Here is a 16,561-nt window from a genome sequence, read left to right on the forward strand (position 1 = left end):
ACAACTCTTTTTATTCTATCAAATGATTTATTTATTAATTTTGAAGATGATAAGTAATCATAATTAAGTAATGAAAATAAATAAAATAGCAAATTCTCGATTAGATAAAATAGATCCAAATAATTCTCCGTTTGGCGCGAACATTTCCGATCATATGCTGATATGTGAATACGAAAATGGAAAATGGGGAGAACCGGTTATTATGCCATATGGATCGATGAATTATTCACCTGCTTTAATGGCGCTTCATTATGGACAAGCTATTTTTGAAGGGATGAAAGCTTATAAGGATAAAAACAATGAGGTATTTTTATTCCGCCCGGAAAATAATTTTGAGAGATTTAATAAATCTGCAGTTCGTCTTGCTATGCCTGAAATTCCAAAAGAAATTTTTTTAGACGGATTGTATGCTTTAATAGACCTAGATCGTGGATGGATTCCTACTAAGCCTGGAATTTCTTTATATATTCGTCCGGTAATGTACGCTTCTGAGGAAATGTTTTCTGCTAGAATATCTAAGAAATATACTTTTGCGATAATGACTTCCCCAGCTGGAATTTATTATGATAAACCCTTAAAAATTAAGATTGAAGATTATTATACTCGCGCTGTTGATGGTGGGGTTGGTTTTACCAAATGTGCAGGTAATTATGGAGCATCATTTTATCCAACTGCATTAGCTAATAAAGACGGTTTCGATCAGGTTATCTGGACGGATAGTAAAAGTCATAGCTATTTTGAAGAATCCGGTACTATGAATGTTATGGTAAGAATTGGAGATACCATTTATACTCCTCCTACTTCGACAACAATATTAAGCGGTATAACCAGAGACAGTCTGGTAAAGCTGGCCAAACATCATAATCTAAATATAATTGAAGAAAGAATATCTGTAGATAATATAGTAAAAGCATATCAAGATGGTAATTTAAAAGAAATTTTCGGATGTGGTACGGCAGTTGTTATATCAAGATATTCTCACTTAGGTTATAAGGATACGATTATGGAATTGCCTCAATTATCTGATGAAGATAGTTATGCTGTTTTTCTTAAAAAGCAACTGGTAGGAATTCAAACAAACGAACTAGAGGATCCATTTGGGTGGAGATATAAAGTATAAGATTATTCTATTTTTTTAATAGAATATATCTGTATAATACTGACTTCTGGCACAACTGTGATCCAGAAGTTTTATATATATATATATGGATTAATATTTAATTATAATTTTACACATTATAAATAATTCTAATGAAATTAACCAGCACATACAAAATCCAAGCATTATTTATAAGTATATTATTCATACTAAATATATTTCAATCCATAACACTTCCCTTAATTGATGATGAAGCTTATTACTGGGTGTGGTCTAAACATCTGGATTTCGGATATTTCGATCATCCTCCTATGATTGCCTTATTTATCAAGATCGGCTATTTTCTTGTACAAGGATCATTGGGGGTAAGAATGCTCTCTATTCTATCCTCCTTAAGTGTTTATATAATTTGGCTGATAATTCTTAAGCCTAAAACTTTACAAGAAAATTATTTGTTTTTAGGTCTTTTTGGGTCTGTCGGATTTTTTCAAACATTAGGATTCATCTCCACTCCTGATACGCCTTTATTGTTATTCAGTTCTATCTTTATATGGAGATGGAAAGCTTTTACTGAAAAGCAAACTCTTATAAATTCATTACTTTTGGGTATAGCTATGGCTCTTATGATGTATTCTAAATATCATGGTGCTTTACTTATTACTTTAACATTTCTACCTTTTATTTCCTCACTTTTAAGGAGTAAATGGTTTTATTTTAGTCTATTCATATCTCTACTTCTATTTTCACCTCATTTATACTGGCAATATACTCACGATTGGGTTACTATCAAATATCATCTTTTTGAAAGGGCCAAGAAAAAATCTATAAATTATCCCTTTATAAAATGGATACTCGGCATTCTTTTAATAGGAAATCCTTTACTTATATATTTTTATGGAAAAAGTATTTTATTACCTTCGGATAAAAAATTATCTTGGACAAAATCTTTAAAATGGTCTTGTTTGGGAGCCATCCTTTTTTTTAGTATTTTTTCATTCACAAGGGTAATCCAACCCCAGTGGAATTTAATTATATTTATTTCTTTAATTCCTTTAACCTACTTAACCTTTAAAGAAAAAGAGAATTTTCAAATAATTCGGCTCTCTTTTGCTTACATTATTATATTATTTATAGTAAGAATCTGTTTATTTTTTCCTACCATTATACATAAAACACCTATGTATAAATTAAAGCAATTTGTTTTAGAAGCCAAGGAAGTGAATGAGGGTATAGCCGTTTTTGAACGCTATCAAAAGGCATCTTTATATAATTATTATACGAACCTTCCTTCTTGTTGTTTACAAGTATATATACATAGATTCTCTCAATATGATTTATGGAATTCTGAGCAAAAAATTCAAGGGAAAACAATTACATTCTTCGGATTAGAGAATATCTCTTCTAATTTTCTTTTTGATGAAGAAGGAAAGAACGAATTTTATAAAACAGTTGAAGACTTCCATTCTTATCCTAAAATTAGCTGTACAGTTTATCCGACAAATTTATCTTCTGAAGATCTAACTCAAACTCTTGATATAAAATGGAAAAATCCTTATGATACTGAAATTCATTTAGGAAAAGAAATGAATCAGGAAATTGCATTTTTATTTATAAAAGATAAAACTTTTGAGCTACAAAATATTATTTCTATCGATGATACAATTATACTTCCAGCTAAAAGTACTTTTGAAAATACTATTTATATAGATGTATCTCAAATTCCTCAGGGAGATTATAAAATTTATATTATTTTGAAACCTTACGGAATATCCGGAAAAATTATCTCTAATGAAATGAGTATAGTTATTCATTAATTTTTTATTATTTTTGATAAAATATTATATGGTACTTATTCAAAATATACATAAATCTTTCGGAACTCTTGAGGTTTTAAAAGGTGTTTCTTTACATATTAAAAAAGGGGAAATTGTTACAATAGTAGGAGAATCGGGAGCGGGTAAATCAACTCTTTTACAAATTATAGGAACATTAGATAAACCCTCTAATCCGGATAGATACCATAGTATTATTGAAATCGATAATCTTCCTATAACCCAATTACGAGATAAGGAACTCTCTTTATTCAGAAATCAAAATATAGGATTTATTTTTCAATTTCATCAATTATTCCCAGAATTTACTGCTTTAGAAAATGTAATGCTTCCTGGAATGATAGCAGGAAAATCGAAATCGAAACTTGTTGATAAAGCTAAAGATTTATTAAGTTATCTTAGATTATCTCATCGGCTAGAACATAAGCCAAGAGAATTATCAGGGGGAGAACAGCAAAGAGTTTCTGTCGCTAGAGCATTAATGAATAACCCTAAAATTATTTTAGCGGATGAACCGTCCGGAAATCTTGATTCTTCAAATGCTGAGGACTTACATCAACTTTTTTATCAATTAAGAAAAGAATTTAATCAAACCTTTATAATTGTTACCCATAATCCTCATCTTGCATCTATGGCTGACAGAAGCCTTCTTATGAAAGACGGTACAATAGTGAACGAATAATATAGTGTAATTAGTTTTGTAATTTTTATACATTTCACTATCTAATTATGTATATGAGCATTCATTAACCATTTATTGAATCTATTTTGAGTAATAGAAAGATTATTAAATTTAAGAGTAAAAGCAAATTTAATTGGCTTTAGCTTCTTGAAAAATAAAAATCATCAGAAAAGTTTTTCTGATGATTTGAGTTATAATTTTTACATTACTAATTTTACAACATTACTATTCCTTCTAGAGTACTAGCCTCTTTATAATATTCTACAACTGATTGAGCGTCAATAGCGTATATATTTACAGTGATACTAGTATATTTTCTATTTTTACTTTCTTTGATAGAAAAAGAAGCTCCACTATGGTCAAAAATTTTATGCAATTGAGCTATTTTTTTGCTTTCTGTCGGAATAATAAATTTAAACATATAATTTCCGGGGAAATGATGCCCTGTATCTAATTGCTCCTTAAATCTTATATAAAAATCGTCAGGATTTTCACTTTTATTTGCAAATATTTTTATATTGTCATTGTTTTTCATAATAATTCCATAAAAGCAAAACTAAAGCCAAATAAAAATTATGACAAAATAGCTTAATAAGAGTATAAATTTATCTGTCATATAGCTTATTATATAGATTGATATATTTTTCTTTAATATATTTTCTTTTTAATTTCAATGTAGGGGTTAATTCACCACTTTCCACAGACCAAACCGTTGGAGTAAGCTCAATCTTTTTAATTTGTTCCCATTTACCTAATAATTTGTTTACTTTTTCAACATCCTGCATTATTCTCTCTCTAATAACCTTATTTTTTACAATTTCTTCAGGAGAAATCGTAGTATTCATATGTAGATTTTTATACTTAATATATTTAATAATAAATTCAAAATCAGGTTGTATTAGCGCGCATGGCATTTTTTCACCATCACCTACAACCATTGCCTCTCCTATAAATCTAGATTGTTTTAAATTATTTTCGGTTATCTGAGGTATGATATATTTTCCTCCTGAAGTCTTAAATATTTCTTTTTTTCTATCCGTAATTTTTAAAAATCCGTCTTTTAAGTAGCCAATATCTCCGGTTTTCAACCATCCGTCATCAGTATAAATCTCTCTTGTTTTTTCTTCATCTTTATAATAACCTAAAAACACATTAGAACCTTTCGTTAATATTTCTCCGTCCTCAGCAATCTTCACTTTACAGCTATTTAATAAGGGGCCTACTGTGCCTAAACAGAATAAATCTTTCGTTCTTCCGTTTACAGTTATAACCGGAGAGGTTTCCGTCATTCCATATCCCTCGGAAATTTTTAATCCGGCAGCATTAAAAATTCTGCATAAATTCTCAGATAAGGCAGCACTTCCGCATATAATTAATTGCAAATTATTTCCTACTGCTTCTCTCCACTTTTTAAATACTAAAAAATCTGCTATTTTATGGGAAAGGCTCACTGGTTTGAAAGGCTCAAATTTTTTAGCTACACTAAGTGCCCATAAAAATATCTGCTTCTTTAACCATCCTCCTGAAGTTCCTTTATTATAAATCGATGCGTATAATTTTTCTACTATTCTAGGAACTACCAATATTACATCTGGTTTGACTTCTTGAAAATTGGATGCTAATTTATCTATACTTTCTGCAAAGTATATCCCATAAGACTTATACATAAAAACATAATCAACCATTCTTTCTAAAATATGGCAGATAGGGAGGATGCTTAAAATTCTAAATTTTTCATCATTCTCCATCACAAACCTAACGTGACAATCTAGCACATTAGTTAATATATTTTTATGTGACAGCATTACACCTTTAGGTCTTCCTGTAGTTCCTGACGTATAAATCAATGTTACCCATCTATCGGGTTCGATAGAATTTTTTAAATTTTCAACTTCTTGCTGGTTGGAGGGTTCTTCTCCCTTCTTTTTAATTTCATTCCAGTTTAATGTGCCTTCTATCTCATCAAAAGTAAATAGGCTAGTTATAGTTGGGCATTGATCTTTTATATTATGTACTTTATCATATATTTTTTTATCTGACACAAGACAAAATTTAGACTCACTGTTGTTCAAAATGAACGTCAAATCATCATCACTCATCGTAGGATAGATAGGAACACTTACTGCTCCAATTTGCTGTATTGCTAAATCCATTATCAACCATTCAGATCTATTTACTGAAGTAATTAAAGCTATTCTATCCTCAGGTTTTATCCCATAATTTAAAAGACCTCTACTTACCTGGTTTACCTGATCTATTAGCGATTGTGTGGAAATTTTCTCCCAACTACCATTTTTTTTGGTTGAAATTGAGACATCAATCGGTCTATTTCGTAATTGATAATATATAATGTCAAATAGCCTAGTGACTTTCATTTTTTTAATATTTTAAAATGCGAAAAATACAAAAAAAATAACATTTTTGCAAAAACCATTTTTCATGTCAATATATCAATATAAAATAAAAATAAATATAATTATAAATAATATCTATTATAATAAATATGGAAATTAATTCAAATTCACGAGTAATATAATTTATTTAGCTTCCATATTTTCAATTGTCTTAATAATTACCAGATTTCGATTTTTAGATTACCAATTAAATAAAGGTCTTGAATCCATAAGAGAATTCACTTCTTCTCTTACCTTATTTAAAACCTTATCATTTTCAGGATTATCAATAACTTCATTAACAAAATCAGCAATTTTTATCATATCGTTTTCTTTAAGCCCTCTGGTGGTAACAGCTGCAGTTCCAAATCTAATTCCTGAGGTGATGAAAGGACTTCTGTCATCATAAGGAATCATGTTTTTATTACAAGTTATATCTGCCTTTTCTAAAACTTTTTCAGCTACTTTACCCGTAATATTTTTATTATGTAAATCAATTAACATTAAATGATTATCTGTACCTCCTGATATAATTTCAAAACCTCTTTCAATCAATGATTTTGATAAAACTTGTGCATTTTTCACCACTTGATGAGCATATACAAGAAACTCATCACTAAGCGCCTCGATAAATGTAATTGCCTTTGCAGCAATTATGTGTTCTAAAGGCCCCCCTTGCGTACCAGGAAATACTGCCCCATCTAATACTTGTGACATCATTTTTATATCTCCTTTTGGTGTTTTATATCCAAATGGATTTTCGAAATCTTTCCCCAGCATAATCATTCCTCCTCTTGTACCTCGAAGAGTTTTGTGAGTAGTTGTAGTGACTATATGACAATAGGGTAAAGGATCACTTAATATTCCTTTCGCTATTAATCCTGCCGGATGAGAGATATCAGCTATTAAAATCGCACCAATTTCATCTGCAACTTCCCTAAATTTCTTATAATTAAAATCTCTTGAATATGCAGAGGCCCCTACTATAATCATTTTTGGCTTTTCTCTCCTTGCTGTAGCCATCATATCTTCATAGTTTATCCTTCCATCTTCTTTATTTACTTTATAAAAAACCGGATCGTAATTTAATCCTGAAAAATTAACGGGAGAGCCATGGGTAAGATGCCCTCCATGTGCGAGATCTAATCCCATTACTTTATCACCAGGCTTTAAACAAGCAAGAAATACTGCTGCATTTGCTTGTGCCCCTGAATGTGGCTGTACATTGACATAAGCTGCCCCAAATAATTTTTTGGCACTTTCTATAGCAATTTCTTCTATTTGATCTATAATTTCACATCCTCCATAATAACGTCTTCCGGGATATCCCTCTGCATACTTATTAGTTAATACAGAACCGGCAGCCTTCATCACTTCATTACTTACAAAATTTTCTGAAGCTATTAGTTCTAATCCTTTAGTTTGTCTTTGCTTTTCCTTTTCGATTAATTCGAATATTTTTTTTGACTCCATAACTTAGGTATATTTTAGTTTATTTTCTATATGTTTTCTCCCAATTCCATGCATCTTTAACCATTTCTTCTACGGTGTATTGGGCTTTCCATCTTAAAATTCGATTAGCTTTATCGCAATTAGCATAGATGCTTTCAACATCTCCTTTTCTCCTTTCTCCAATAGTATAAGGGACTTTAATTTCATTAACTTTTTCAAAAGTCTGAATTATCTCTAATACAGAATTTCCGACTCCTGTTCCTATGTTGAATGTTTCAAAGGATGATATGTTTTTTCCTGCAAGAAGATATTCGCAAGCATTCACATGTGCCTTGGCTAAATCAACAACATGAATATAGTCTCTTATACAAGTACCATCAGCGGTATTATAATTATTACCGTAAACTGTTAATTCTTTTCTAATCCCTATAGCTGTTTGTGTTACGAAAGGCATCAAATTACTGGGAATTCCTCTCGGCAACTCTCCTATTAATGAGGATGGATGAGCACCTACCGGATTAAAATATCTTAAAGATAATACCTGCAACCATTTTGTAGCTGAAACTTTCTCTAAGATGTCTTCTGCCATTTGTTTAGTACTTCCATAAGAAGATAAAGCTTTTTGTGTGGGAGATTCCTCGGTTACTGGCAATTCTATCGGCTGTCCGTAAACAGTAGCTGAAGATGAAAAAACAAATTTTCCTACTTTGAAATTTTTCATAATCTCCAAAATATTCATTAGAGAGACTAAATTCGTTCTATAATAGGTAAGAGGAATTTCCATAGATTCTCCTACAGCTTTTTTTGCTGCAAAATGAATACATGCTGAAACATTTTTATTTTCCGAAAAAACAGATTCTAATTTCTTATAATCACATAAATCATATGGATAGAATTTAGGTTTGATCCCCGTGATTTCTTTAATTCTATCTAATATAAATAATTCCGAATTACTTAAATCATCTATAATGATCGGATCAAATCCTGATTGTATTAATTCAACTACCGTATGAGAGCCTATAAATCCTAGTCCTCCTGATACTATTATTTTATTTTTACCCATATGTCATTAATTAAGTATTATTTATTTATAAATTTTTGCTCTTTTTATTCTACTTTTATATATAACGTCAGTAAGCATAGGAACTTCTTCTATTTCAACATTATAGGTATCGAGTCCTAATGCAGCAGTATCGGATATTCCAATATGTTTGACCATATTATAAAATCTTAAGATAAATCTTTCTTTTAATGAAAACAAATATTCTTGATTAAAGACTCTATCAATAAGAATATACTTAAAATCTGCCGGAATATCGTATTTTTTTAAAGAAGGATAATTACTCGATAAATCTAATTTTCCCGAAATTTTTAAATCTTCAAGAACCTGGCTAAAATAAATATTTATTAAAGGAACAACTTTAAATCCAAGCTTGAAATTAATTTTATATAAAGTATTGGGTATTAGTTCTAATACATCATATTCGAAAGTATAGGGGTTCGTATCGTTTTCAACTCTAAGAAACCAATAATAATCTGCTCGCTTTGGATTTTTGTTTATAATTGAAAATACTATTTTTGCTTCTATTTCCTCAGCTTTACCTGCTCTACTGATATAAACCAAATTGGTGGAATACTTCGAGATATGGTTATCTGTTTTCATATCTTGTATAATAGGTAAATAGGGTTTAATATTTACATATTGTACATATTTATTTTTAAGTTTTCGACCGTTATACCATATGTACATACTAAATGCTATCATACCTGCTAACATCATGGTGATCCAGCCTCCCTCTTCGAATTTCAATACATTAGCATAAAAAAATCCTCCTTCTATAATGAAATATATTATTGCAAAGATTAATATGAAAAAAACATTAACTTTTTTACTGTAAAGATAATAGAGAAGCAAAATAGTGGTCATTAGCATGGTTATGGTTATAGCTAGCCCATAAGCGGCCTCCATTTTTGAGGATTCTTTAAAATAGAGAACGATAAAAATGCAGGATGTTAATAAACCCCAGTTTATTGCCGGAACATACATTTGACCTTTTTCATGAGTAGGATATTCAATTTTTTGTCTTGGCCAAAAATTTAAAGACATTGCCTCACTAAATATGGTATAAGAACCTGTAATTAATGCCTGACTAGCTATGATTGCCGCTAAGGTTGCCATAACGACTCCAATGATGACAAAGTTGTCAGGCATCATTTTAAAAAATGGATTCCCCCCACTTGCAGCCTCCTGTGGATGTGATAAAATCCATGCTCCCTGTCCAAGATAATTGATTATTAAACAAATTTTTACGAAGATCCAACTGATTCTAATGTTTTTAATTCCACAATGCCCTAAGTCAGAATATAATGCTTCTGCTCCTGTTGTACATAAAAAAACAGCCCCCATAATAAGTAATATCATATGCTTTGCTTCTAATGCGGTCTGTGCACTGTCACTTACAATAAGCATCAGTTTAACAGCATAATAAGGATTTATAGCTTTTATTACATATAAATTAGGTATAAAATGAATACTTCCTAATATTAATAACATTATAAACCACAATGTCATTATTGGTCCATAAAATTTACCTATAGATTGTGTTCCAAATTGTTGAACCACAAAAAGAACTATAAGTATAAAAATGGTTATAGGTATAACTTCAGTGTTAGGATTATAGTTTTTAAGCCCTTCCACTGCAGTCATGATTGTCATCGATGGGGTAATAACTCCGTCCGAAACTAAAGTTGCAGCTCCTAAGATTGCTATGATATACAACCATTTATTTTTCATCTTTTTGACTAACGAATACAATGCTAATATCCCCCCTTCACCGTTATTATCTGCTCTTAAGGCAATTACTACATATTTAAGAGTGGTTTGCAAGGTTAGAGTCCATATTATACAAGACAAGGCCCCTATGATAAAATCTTCAGATATATGATCGGTATGATTAGCGGCAACTATAGCTCTCATTACATATAATGGCGAAGTCCCTATATCTCCAAATACAATTCCGATGGTAACTACTAAACCTATAAAAGTAAGTTTAGATTTCTTAGAATCATTCTGCTGCACAATTAGTTATTTTAATTTACTACTCATGTACAAAGTTATATTTTTTTTAGGTTAATTTTTTTTATATACTGTTAATTTAATGAAAATAATCCAGGGTCTTAGCTAATTCCCCAACTGAAGAATTGCAAGAACTGGATAATGATCAGAATAGTTAACTGTTTTATCTACGTAACAACGTTTAGATTTAAAGCTTTCACTTGCAAAAATATAATCTATTCTTATTGGGTAATAATAATCATAAAATGTCCATCCGAATCCTTTTCCACATTCTTCAAAAACATCATTCAAATCTTTTTTTATTGTAAAATATTCATAGGATAAAGGTACTGAATTCAAATCTCCACATACAATTACCGGATAAGGTGAATCTTTTATGTATTTGGCCAATAAATCTACTTGCACTTCATGTTTTTTAAATCCTGTCGTTAATTTATCCATCAACATTTCATAGTTATTTTTAGCTTCTTGTAGTTTATGAGCTTTAAAAATATTTTTATTGAGATACATGGGTTCTAAATATATGCTAATGCATCTTATTATATCTTGTTCTTTTTGTACATCTACCATACAAGCAAATGCGTTTCCGGGCAGAATAATTTTCTGCTTATTTATGATGGGAAATTTTGATGATATTCCTATCAGATCAAAAGTCGCATTATATCTATCCGCTAAAAAATTCTCCTTTGATCTCCACTGCCTTGTATAAATTTCATGAAAAAATGCAATATCTATATTTTCTTTTAGGATATAATTTTCTAATGCATACAGATCTTTGTTATTGTTTGCATATTTTACGTTATAAGTCATTATCTTGAGATCTTTGGAACTAATTTCCCGTTTAAAATTATTTTCAAAATGAATATATTTTTTTAAGGGAAATAATAGAAATAATGTAAAGATGAAAAATGGCACAAAAACAATTTCCCTTTTTAGTAACCATACCACAGTAAATATAAGGTGAACAGCAAGTAATATAGGATATAATAGAGCTATCAGCTCGAAATATGGAAAAGTTTTGGGCTCAACAAATTTATTTAAGAATACTAAACATAATAACAGAGCTATAATGCAATGCATTACAAGAAGGATATTACTTACTATTTTAGTCTTACTTAATATCATTAAATTTTTTTTTCATTTCGAAGAATTGAATAGAAATTCCTTTTCCAGCTTCGTTAAACTATTATATCCACTTTTAGATATTTTATCTAATATAAAATCTATTTGCTTTTGTTTTTCAATTTTTTTTATGTTAAATTCTTCATCGGACAAAGGTCTGGAATAAGATGATTTTTTAAATTCTTGTTCGTTTTTTTCAATTCTAAATTTAGACTTAACTCTTTTATTGAAAAATTCGTTAATTTTCTTTTTAAAAGAACTAAAATCCGGAATAGGATATATGAGAAAATCATTACCTTTTTGAAAAAATTTCATATAATAAAATCCAAAAGCTGCAGCAGCTAACCTTGACACAAATATTCCGATTATATTATTATGAGTTAAAAGGTTAATAAAATCAAGGAATATTACTATTATTCCCAAACCATAAAGAGGTATTTGAAAAGGTAAAGGAAAAAGAGAGATTTGCATTTTCGGATTATATGATATTATAGCGAATAAACAGCTATATACTCCTAACATAGCTCCTTGTAAAAAATAGTAAGTTTGATCGAATAACAAGCTAAATAATAAAAATGTTATACTTCCTACTATATTTCCCCAAACAAAAAATTTCACAAAACTATGAGCATTAAAATATATTCTAAAATTTTTTTCAGAAAAATAAATTATTATTGCAGCAAATAATAACTCTACAATATCATAATAAATAAACGGAAAAGTTATTAAAGTCCATATATAAGGTATAATCGTATGGGCAGACAATAAAAATAGGTAGGAAATTGATACATTGAATATCTTAACTGAAATTAAATCTATTAGCCAATATAGAAAAGAAAATACAATTGATATGTAAATAATTTTAACTCCTTCACTTCCGTTTTTATAATAATCTATTAATTTTAATATCTGTTTATATTTATACATAGGTTCTGTTTAATTCCAACGATATCTGTTTTTTATCCAATGGCGAGTCATAAAGTATCCAAAAACCGCTCCACCCAAATGTGCGAAATGCGCTACATTATCTCCTTGAGATTGTTGTATCCCTAAATACAGCTCAAATAAAACCATGATTGGTATAAAATATTTTGCTTTCATCGGAATTGGAGGAAATATCATCATAAGCACAGAGTTTGGAAACATAACTCCAAAAGCAACTAAAATTCCATATATAGCACCACTGGCGCCTACCATTGGAGTAACCATGTCTATATAAAGCTGACTTGCTATATTGAAATCTGTATTGTGTGGTAGCGTGTTTAACCATGCACTTCCATTTTGCTGAATATTATTATTGACTATTTTATAGCTTAATTTTGCATAATTTCCAATTTCATTCAGAGGGATATCAGCAGAAACTAAAGAATCATAAACTTTTTTAAATTCAAAATAATTAACAATATTAAACAAAGCAAAGGCTCCTAATCCACATGCAAAATACAGAATTAAATATTTTCTTGCACCCAACGATTGTTCCACAGCAGAACCAAACATCCACAACGAAAACATATTAAAGAAAAAATGTGTAAAACCTCCATGCATAAACATATGGGAGATTATCTGATACCAATGAAAATTAGGTGATAATGGAAAATAAGCTCCGAATAGTACGGTTAAGTCTATTCCTTGAGTAGATAAAAGATAGGTAGCAATAAAGAATATAGTATTTAAAATTAAAAGATTTTTAGTTACCGTCGGTATAGTTCTATTCATTATTTTTATGGTTTAATTAATTTGAAATGGTAAATATTAATCGAAATTAGGAATATTTATTATTTCATAATTTTTCTTTCCGAAAGGATTTAATTTAGAACATCCTAAAGCTATAAAGCTTTCCCATATAGGTAAAAATTGGGGAGAATGGATAAATTCTGTTCTTTTTCTTGCTGAAACCTTTGAAACAGTTTTACTAAAAAATATGGGAAATTCATCTTCAGAATGTTCTGATAATTCACTTAATAAATTATCTATCAAATCTAATATTTTTTCATGGGGAATATCTGTAGGTATTGCAGTTATTGTTAATAAATCCTTCTCAACCTCCATATCCAATCCTTCAGCGAATAATGCAGTTTTTATGGAGTCTAATTTTTCTTTTTCAAGATCATAGACAGGTCTTTCAATAGGAAAGAGTAATTGTTGGCTTAATATATTACCTTCTGAATTTTTTAAATGATTTTCATATAAAACGGTCTGATGTATCCTATAAGGATCTAATATCCATAAATTGGAATCTTTTTCAGTTAACCATCTTCCATTTGATAAACGCAACAATGAAGATTCATCGATAGATAAAGAAGGTAGATCAAATAAATCAGATGTTAAAATTTCTTGTCTGGATGAAGCATATAGTTCGTTTAAATTGATTTTTTCAGCTTGAGATGGTCTATTTGAAACTTTGTCAAAGGGATTATATGATGAATTTATATTTATTTTGGGCTCAACAATAGGCTTATCTTTTTTAGCGAGGGAGAAATTCCAATCAGGATTTTGATCAAAATCTAAACTCGGAACAACATTATATACACCCAAAGATTTTTTTATAGCAGTTCTCAATAATGCATAAATGGAAGCTTCATCTTCAAACTTAACTTCTGTTTTTGTTGGATGAATATTTACATCAATTCGTTCTGGATTGATATCAATATAAAGAAAAAAAGAAGGTAAAAAACGAGATGGAATTAATCCTTCAAAAGCATCTTGTACCGCTTTGTTTAAATAAGATGATCTGAAAAACCTATGATTAACGAAGAAAAATTGTTCTCCTCTAGCTTTTTTCGCACTTTCGGGCTTACCTATAAACCCTCCCAGCTTTATCCAATCTAATTGTTCTGAGATAGGGATAAGTTGATTTTGAATTTTTCTACCAAAAATTTCAGAAATTCTTTGCATTAAATTACCCGAGCGTAATCTAAGTATTTCTTCATCATTATTAAATAATTGAAATTGAATATTTTCATGTGCTAAGGCAACTCTATGAAATTCATCTAAAACATGTCTGAATTCCACCGAATTAGACTTTAAGAATTTCCTTCTTGCCGGTACATTGAAAAATAGATTTTTAATTTGAAAAGAGGAACCTACTTTAGTATTTATCGGAACTTGTGAAATCAAATCACCTCCATCGATTATAATATGAGTACCAATCTCATCTTCTTCTTTACGAGTTTTTAGTTCAACTTGAGATACAGCCGCAATAGAAGCTAATGCTTCCCCCCTAAACCCTTTTGTATAAATATGAAATATATCTTCAGTAGTTTTAATTTTTGAGGTTGCATGTCTTTCAAATGACATTCTGGCATCAGTTACGCTCATTCCTATCCCATTATCAACCACTTGAATTAAATTACGACCTGCTTCTTTAATGATGAGTTGTATTTGACTAGCTTTGGCATCAATAGCATTTTCTAAAAGTTCTTTTACCACGGAAGAAGGTCTTTGCACTACTTCTCCTGCCGCAATTTGATTGGATACATTATCCGGGAGTAAGTGTATTATATCAGGCATAAGTACAAAGTTATTAAATCTATCATAAATCCCATCGTATCATACTAATAAATAAAACATAAAATAGATTATAAGAACTTTAACGTAATATCATTACACTTTTATAGTCGTTAAAAAATTTATAATTTTTCAAGGATAACTATGATTAAATTTCATGTAAAAAAAATAAAACAGCATAATTTTATTACAACAAACTATCATATTATTTGTTTTTTACTTTTCCATTTTTATCATTATTATAGAAATCTACAAAGTTTTCAAAACCTATATATTTACATAATAAATCTAATATATGTCTATTAGGATCACCTGTGGCCTTTTCTTTTCCCTCTATATATTTATCGTAGTATCTTACAAAGGTTTTTTCACTAATACATGCTTTATACTCTTTTTCTATCTTAGAAGAAATATGTTTAGATAGAGGTGTTTTCAATACATGTAACGATTCATTTTTAGCCTTTTTAAAGGCTGTACAGACTATTTTTTCTATTGTTACTCTATAACCCATACATTAATTTCTACTCATTTTAGGATACTTCATTTAAAACTTGATCATAAATAAGAATAAAAACATGTCTATAAAAAGTCTTTGCTTTGTCTTTACTCTATTTTATATTATCAGTTACTTTGCCTCACATTTAAACAAGTTTATTTAACAACAAAGGTACAAAATGTATTCTAATAAGAAATAAAAAAGGAAAGTCTATCAATAGATCTAGAGAAATTATTTAGTTCTCCAAATTATTATATTATGCTGACCACATATAATAAATTCATTTTATTTTGTTTAGAATTACTAGTATGCCTATAAAATAATAATTTCTAAGATACTTATATAAAGATAAATAGTTATTAAATAAAAGATTAATATAAAAATGAAAAAAATATCATTACCTATTTTTAGTTTAATTATAAATTTATTCATCATTTCATGTAATGACGATTATGCTGACATTCCTCAAACAAAGAAACCCGTGTCTATGAATAATGAAATTGGCGACTCTTTCACTATTAATAACAAAGATGATGAAGAGTATTTCAATGAAGTTATGGTAGATAAGCCTTATCAATATTTAGACGTTAGCGGAGAAACTGCCCAAAACCCTGTTCGAAGAATGGATGTCAGCGGAGAAACTGCCCAGAACCCAGTCCGAATAATGGATGTTAGCGGAGAAACTGCTCAAAATCCTGTTCGAAGAATGGATGTCAGCGGAGAAACTGCCCAAAACCCTGTTAGCAGAATGGATGTTAGCGGAGAAACCGCTCAAAATCCTGTTAGCAGAATGGATGTTAGCAGAAAAAATACTCAAAATTCCATAAGAAAAATGGATGTCAGCGGGGAAACCGCTCAAAATCCTGTTAGCAGAATGGATGTTAGCAGAAAAAATACTCAAA

The 16,561-nt window shown here is 29.6% G+C and carries 14 protein-coding genes; 4 read left to right on the top strand and 10 right to left on the bottom strand.

Annotated features, from left to right (window positions below; genetic code table 11):
* The first annotated feature begins 70 nt into the window (after positions 1 to 70).
* From Q0T35_RS07985 to Q0T35_RS07995, 3 genes are all read left to right on the top strand, one after another.
* Positions 71 to 1,120 (top strand): branched-chain amino acid aminotransferase, encoded by a 1,050-nt coding sequence (locus Q0T35_RS07985; protein WP_293917329.1) that lies wholly within the window; start codon positions 71 to 73, stop codon positions 1,118 to 1,120.
* 131 nt (positions 1,121 to 1,251) lie between these two features.
* Complete coding sequence (locus Q0T35_RS07990) at positions 1,252 to 2,913, top strand: glycosyltransferase family 39 protein (protein WP_295842071.1); 1,662 nt, start codon at positions 1,252 to 1,254, stop codon at positions 2,911 to 2,913.
* A gap of 28 nt (positions 2,914 to 2,941) precedes the next feature.
* Positions 2,942 to 3,613 (top strand): ABC transporter ATP-binding protein, encoded by a 672-nt coding sequence (locus tag Q0T35_RS07995; protein ID WP_295842096.1) that lies wholly within the window; start codon positions 2,942 to 2,944, stop codon positions 3,611 to 3,613.
* A gap of 214 nt (positions 3,614 to 3,827) precedes the next feature.
* Here the strand turns inward: Q0T35_RS07995 and Q0T35_RS08000 are convergent, their stop codons facing one another.
* The 10 genes from Q0T35_RS08000 to Q0T35_RS08045 form a co-directional block, all read right to left on the bottom strand.
* Positions 3,828 to 4,148 (bottom strand): DUF493 family protein, encoded by a 321-nt coding sequence (locus Q0T35_RS08000; protein ID WP_295842109.1) that lies wholly within the window; start codon positions 4,146 to 4,148, stop codon positions 3,828 to 3,830.
* A 70-nt stretch (positions 4,149 to 4,218) separates the two neighbouring features.
* A complete protein-coding gene (locus Q0T35_RS08005; protein ID WP_295842119.1) occupies positions 4,219 to 5,988 on the bottom strand; it encodes a long-chain fatty acid--CoA ligase in 1,770 nt (589 codons plus the stop codon).
* Between the two features lie 219 nt (positions 5,989 to 6,207).
* Positions 6,208 to 7,479, bottom strand: a complete 1,272-nt coding sequence (glyA, locus tag Q0T35_RS08010) for a serine hydroxymethyltransferase (protein ID WP_295842140.1) — start codon at positions 7,477 to 7,479, stop codon at positions 6,208 to 6,210.
* A 19-nt stretch (positions 7,480 to 7,498) separates the two neighbouring features.
* Entirely contained in the window at positions 7,499 to 8,521 is a 1,023-nt protein-coding gene (gene galE, locus Q0T35_RS08015) for a UDP-glucose 4-epimerase GalE (protein WP_293918788.1), read from the bottom strand.
* Positions 8,522 to 8,542: 21 nt separating this feature from the next.
* Positions 8,543 to 10,537: a KUP/HAK/KT family potassium transporter gene (locus Q0T35_RS08020; RefSeq protein WP_295842150.1), complete on the bottom strand. Its 1,995-nt coding sequence runs from the start codon at positions 10,535 to 10,537 to the stop codon at positions 8,543 to 8,545.
* A 102-nt stretch (positions 10,538 to 10,639) separates the two neighbouring features.
* Positions 10,640 to 11,659, bottom strand: a complete 1,020-nt coding sequence (locus Q0T35_RS08025; protein ID WP_293918792.1) for an endonuclease/exonuclease/phosphatase family protein — start codon at positions 11,657 to 11,659, stop codon at positions 10,640 to 10,642.
* Positions 11,660 to 11,671: 12 nt separating this feature from the next.
* On the bottom strand, positions 11,672 to 12,583 hold the full coding sequence (locus Q0T35_RS08030; RefSeq protein WP_295842170.1) for a rhomboid family intramembrane serine protease: 912 nt from the start codon (positions 12,581 to 12,583) through the stop codon (positions 11,672 to 11,674).
* Between the two features lie 9 nt (positions 12,584 to 12,592).
* The gene (locus Q0T35_RS08035; protein WP_293918796.1) at positions 12,593 to 13,372 is read right to left on the bottom strand and encodes a rhomboid family intramembrane serine protease; all 780 of its coding nucleotides are present in this window, start codon (positions 13,370 to 13,372) and stop codon (positions 12,593 to 12,595) included.
* A 36-nt stretch (positions 13,373 to 13,408) separates the two neighbouring features.
* Positions 13,409 to 15,166: a DNA mismatch repair endonuclease MutL gene (gene mutL, locus Q0T35_RS08040; RefSeq protein ID WP_295842181.1), complete on the bottom strand. Its 1,758-nt coding sequence runs from the start codon at positions 15,164 to 15,166 to the stop codon at positions 13,409 to 13,411.
* Positions 15,167 to 15,368: 202 nt separating this feature from the next.
* Positions 15,369 to 15,674, bottom strand: coding sequence for a hypothetical protein (locus Q0T35_RS08045; RefSeq protein WP_293918799.1), 306 nt, complete (start codon positions 15,672 to 15,674; stop codon positions 15,369 to 15,371).
* A 367-nt stretch (positions 15,675 to 16,041) separates the two neighbouring features.
* Between Q0T35_RS08045 and Q0T35_RS08050 the strand changes: the two genes are divergently transcribed.
* The coding region (locus Q0T35_RS08050) for a hypothetical protein (RefSeq protein ID WP_295842187.1) at positions 16,042 to 16,561 on the top strand (520 nt) is incomplete at its 3' end.

Source organism: uncultured Apibacter sp. (genome assembly GCF_946479295.1).
Taxonomy (GTDB): Bacteria; Bacteroidota; Bacteroidia; order Flavobacteriales; family Weeksellaceae; genus Apibacter.

Excerpts from the sequence above, each read along its gene's own strand:
- Q0T35_RS08000 (WP_295842109.1), bottom strand. The coding sequence starts at position 4,148 with ATGAAAAACAATGACAATATAAAAATATTTGCAAATAAAAGTGAAAAT.
- Q0T35_RS07995 (WP_295842096.1), top strand. The coding sequence starts at position 2,942 with ATGGTACTTATTCAAAATATACATAAATCTTTCGGAACTCTTGAGGTT.
- Q0T35_RS08005 (WP_295842119.1), bottom strand. The coding sequence starts at position 5,988 with ATGAAAGTCACTAGGCTATTTGACATTATATATTATCAATTACGAAAT.
- Q0T35_RS08025 (WP_293918792.1), bottom strand. The coding sequence starts at position 11,659 with ATGATATTAAGTAAGACTAAAATAGTAAGTAATATCCTTCTTGTAATG.
- Q0T35_RS07990 (WP_295842071.1), top strand. The coding sequence starts at position 1,252 with ATGAAATTAACCAGCACATACAAAATCCAAGCATTATTTATAAGTATA.
- Q0T35_RS08035 (WP_293918796.1), bottom strand. The coding sequence starts at position 13,372 with ATGAATAGAACTATACCGACGGTAACTAAAAATCTTTTAATTTTAAAT.
- glyA (WP_295842140.1), bottom strand. The coding sequence starts at position 7,479 with ATGGAGTCAAAAAAAATATTCGAATTAATCGAAAAGGAAAAGCAAAGA.
- galE (WP_293918788.1), bottom strand. The coding sequence starts at position 8,521 with ATGGGTAAAAATAAAATAATAGTATCAGGAGGACTAGGATTTATAGGC.
- Q0T35_RS07985 (WP_293917329.1), top strand. The coding sequence starts at position 71 with ATGAAAATAAATAAAATAGCAAATTCTCGATTAGATAAAATAGATCCA.
- mutL (WP_295842181.1), bottom strand. The coding sequence starts at position 15,166 with ATGCCTGATATAATACACTTACTCCCGGATAATGTATCCAATCAAATT.
- Q0T35_RS08045 (WP_293918799.1), bottom strand. The coding sequence starts at position 15,674 with ATGGGTTATAGAGTAACAATAGAAAAAATAGTCTGTACAGCCTTTAAA.
- Q0T35_RS08030 (WP_295842170.1), bottom strand. The coding sequence starts at position 12,583 with ATGTATAAATATAAACAGATATTAAAATTAATAGATTATTATAAAAAC.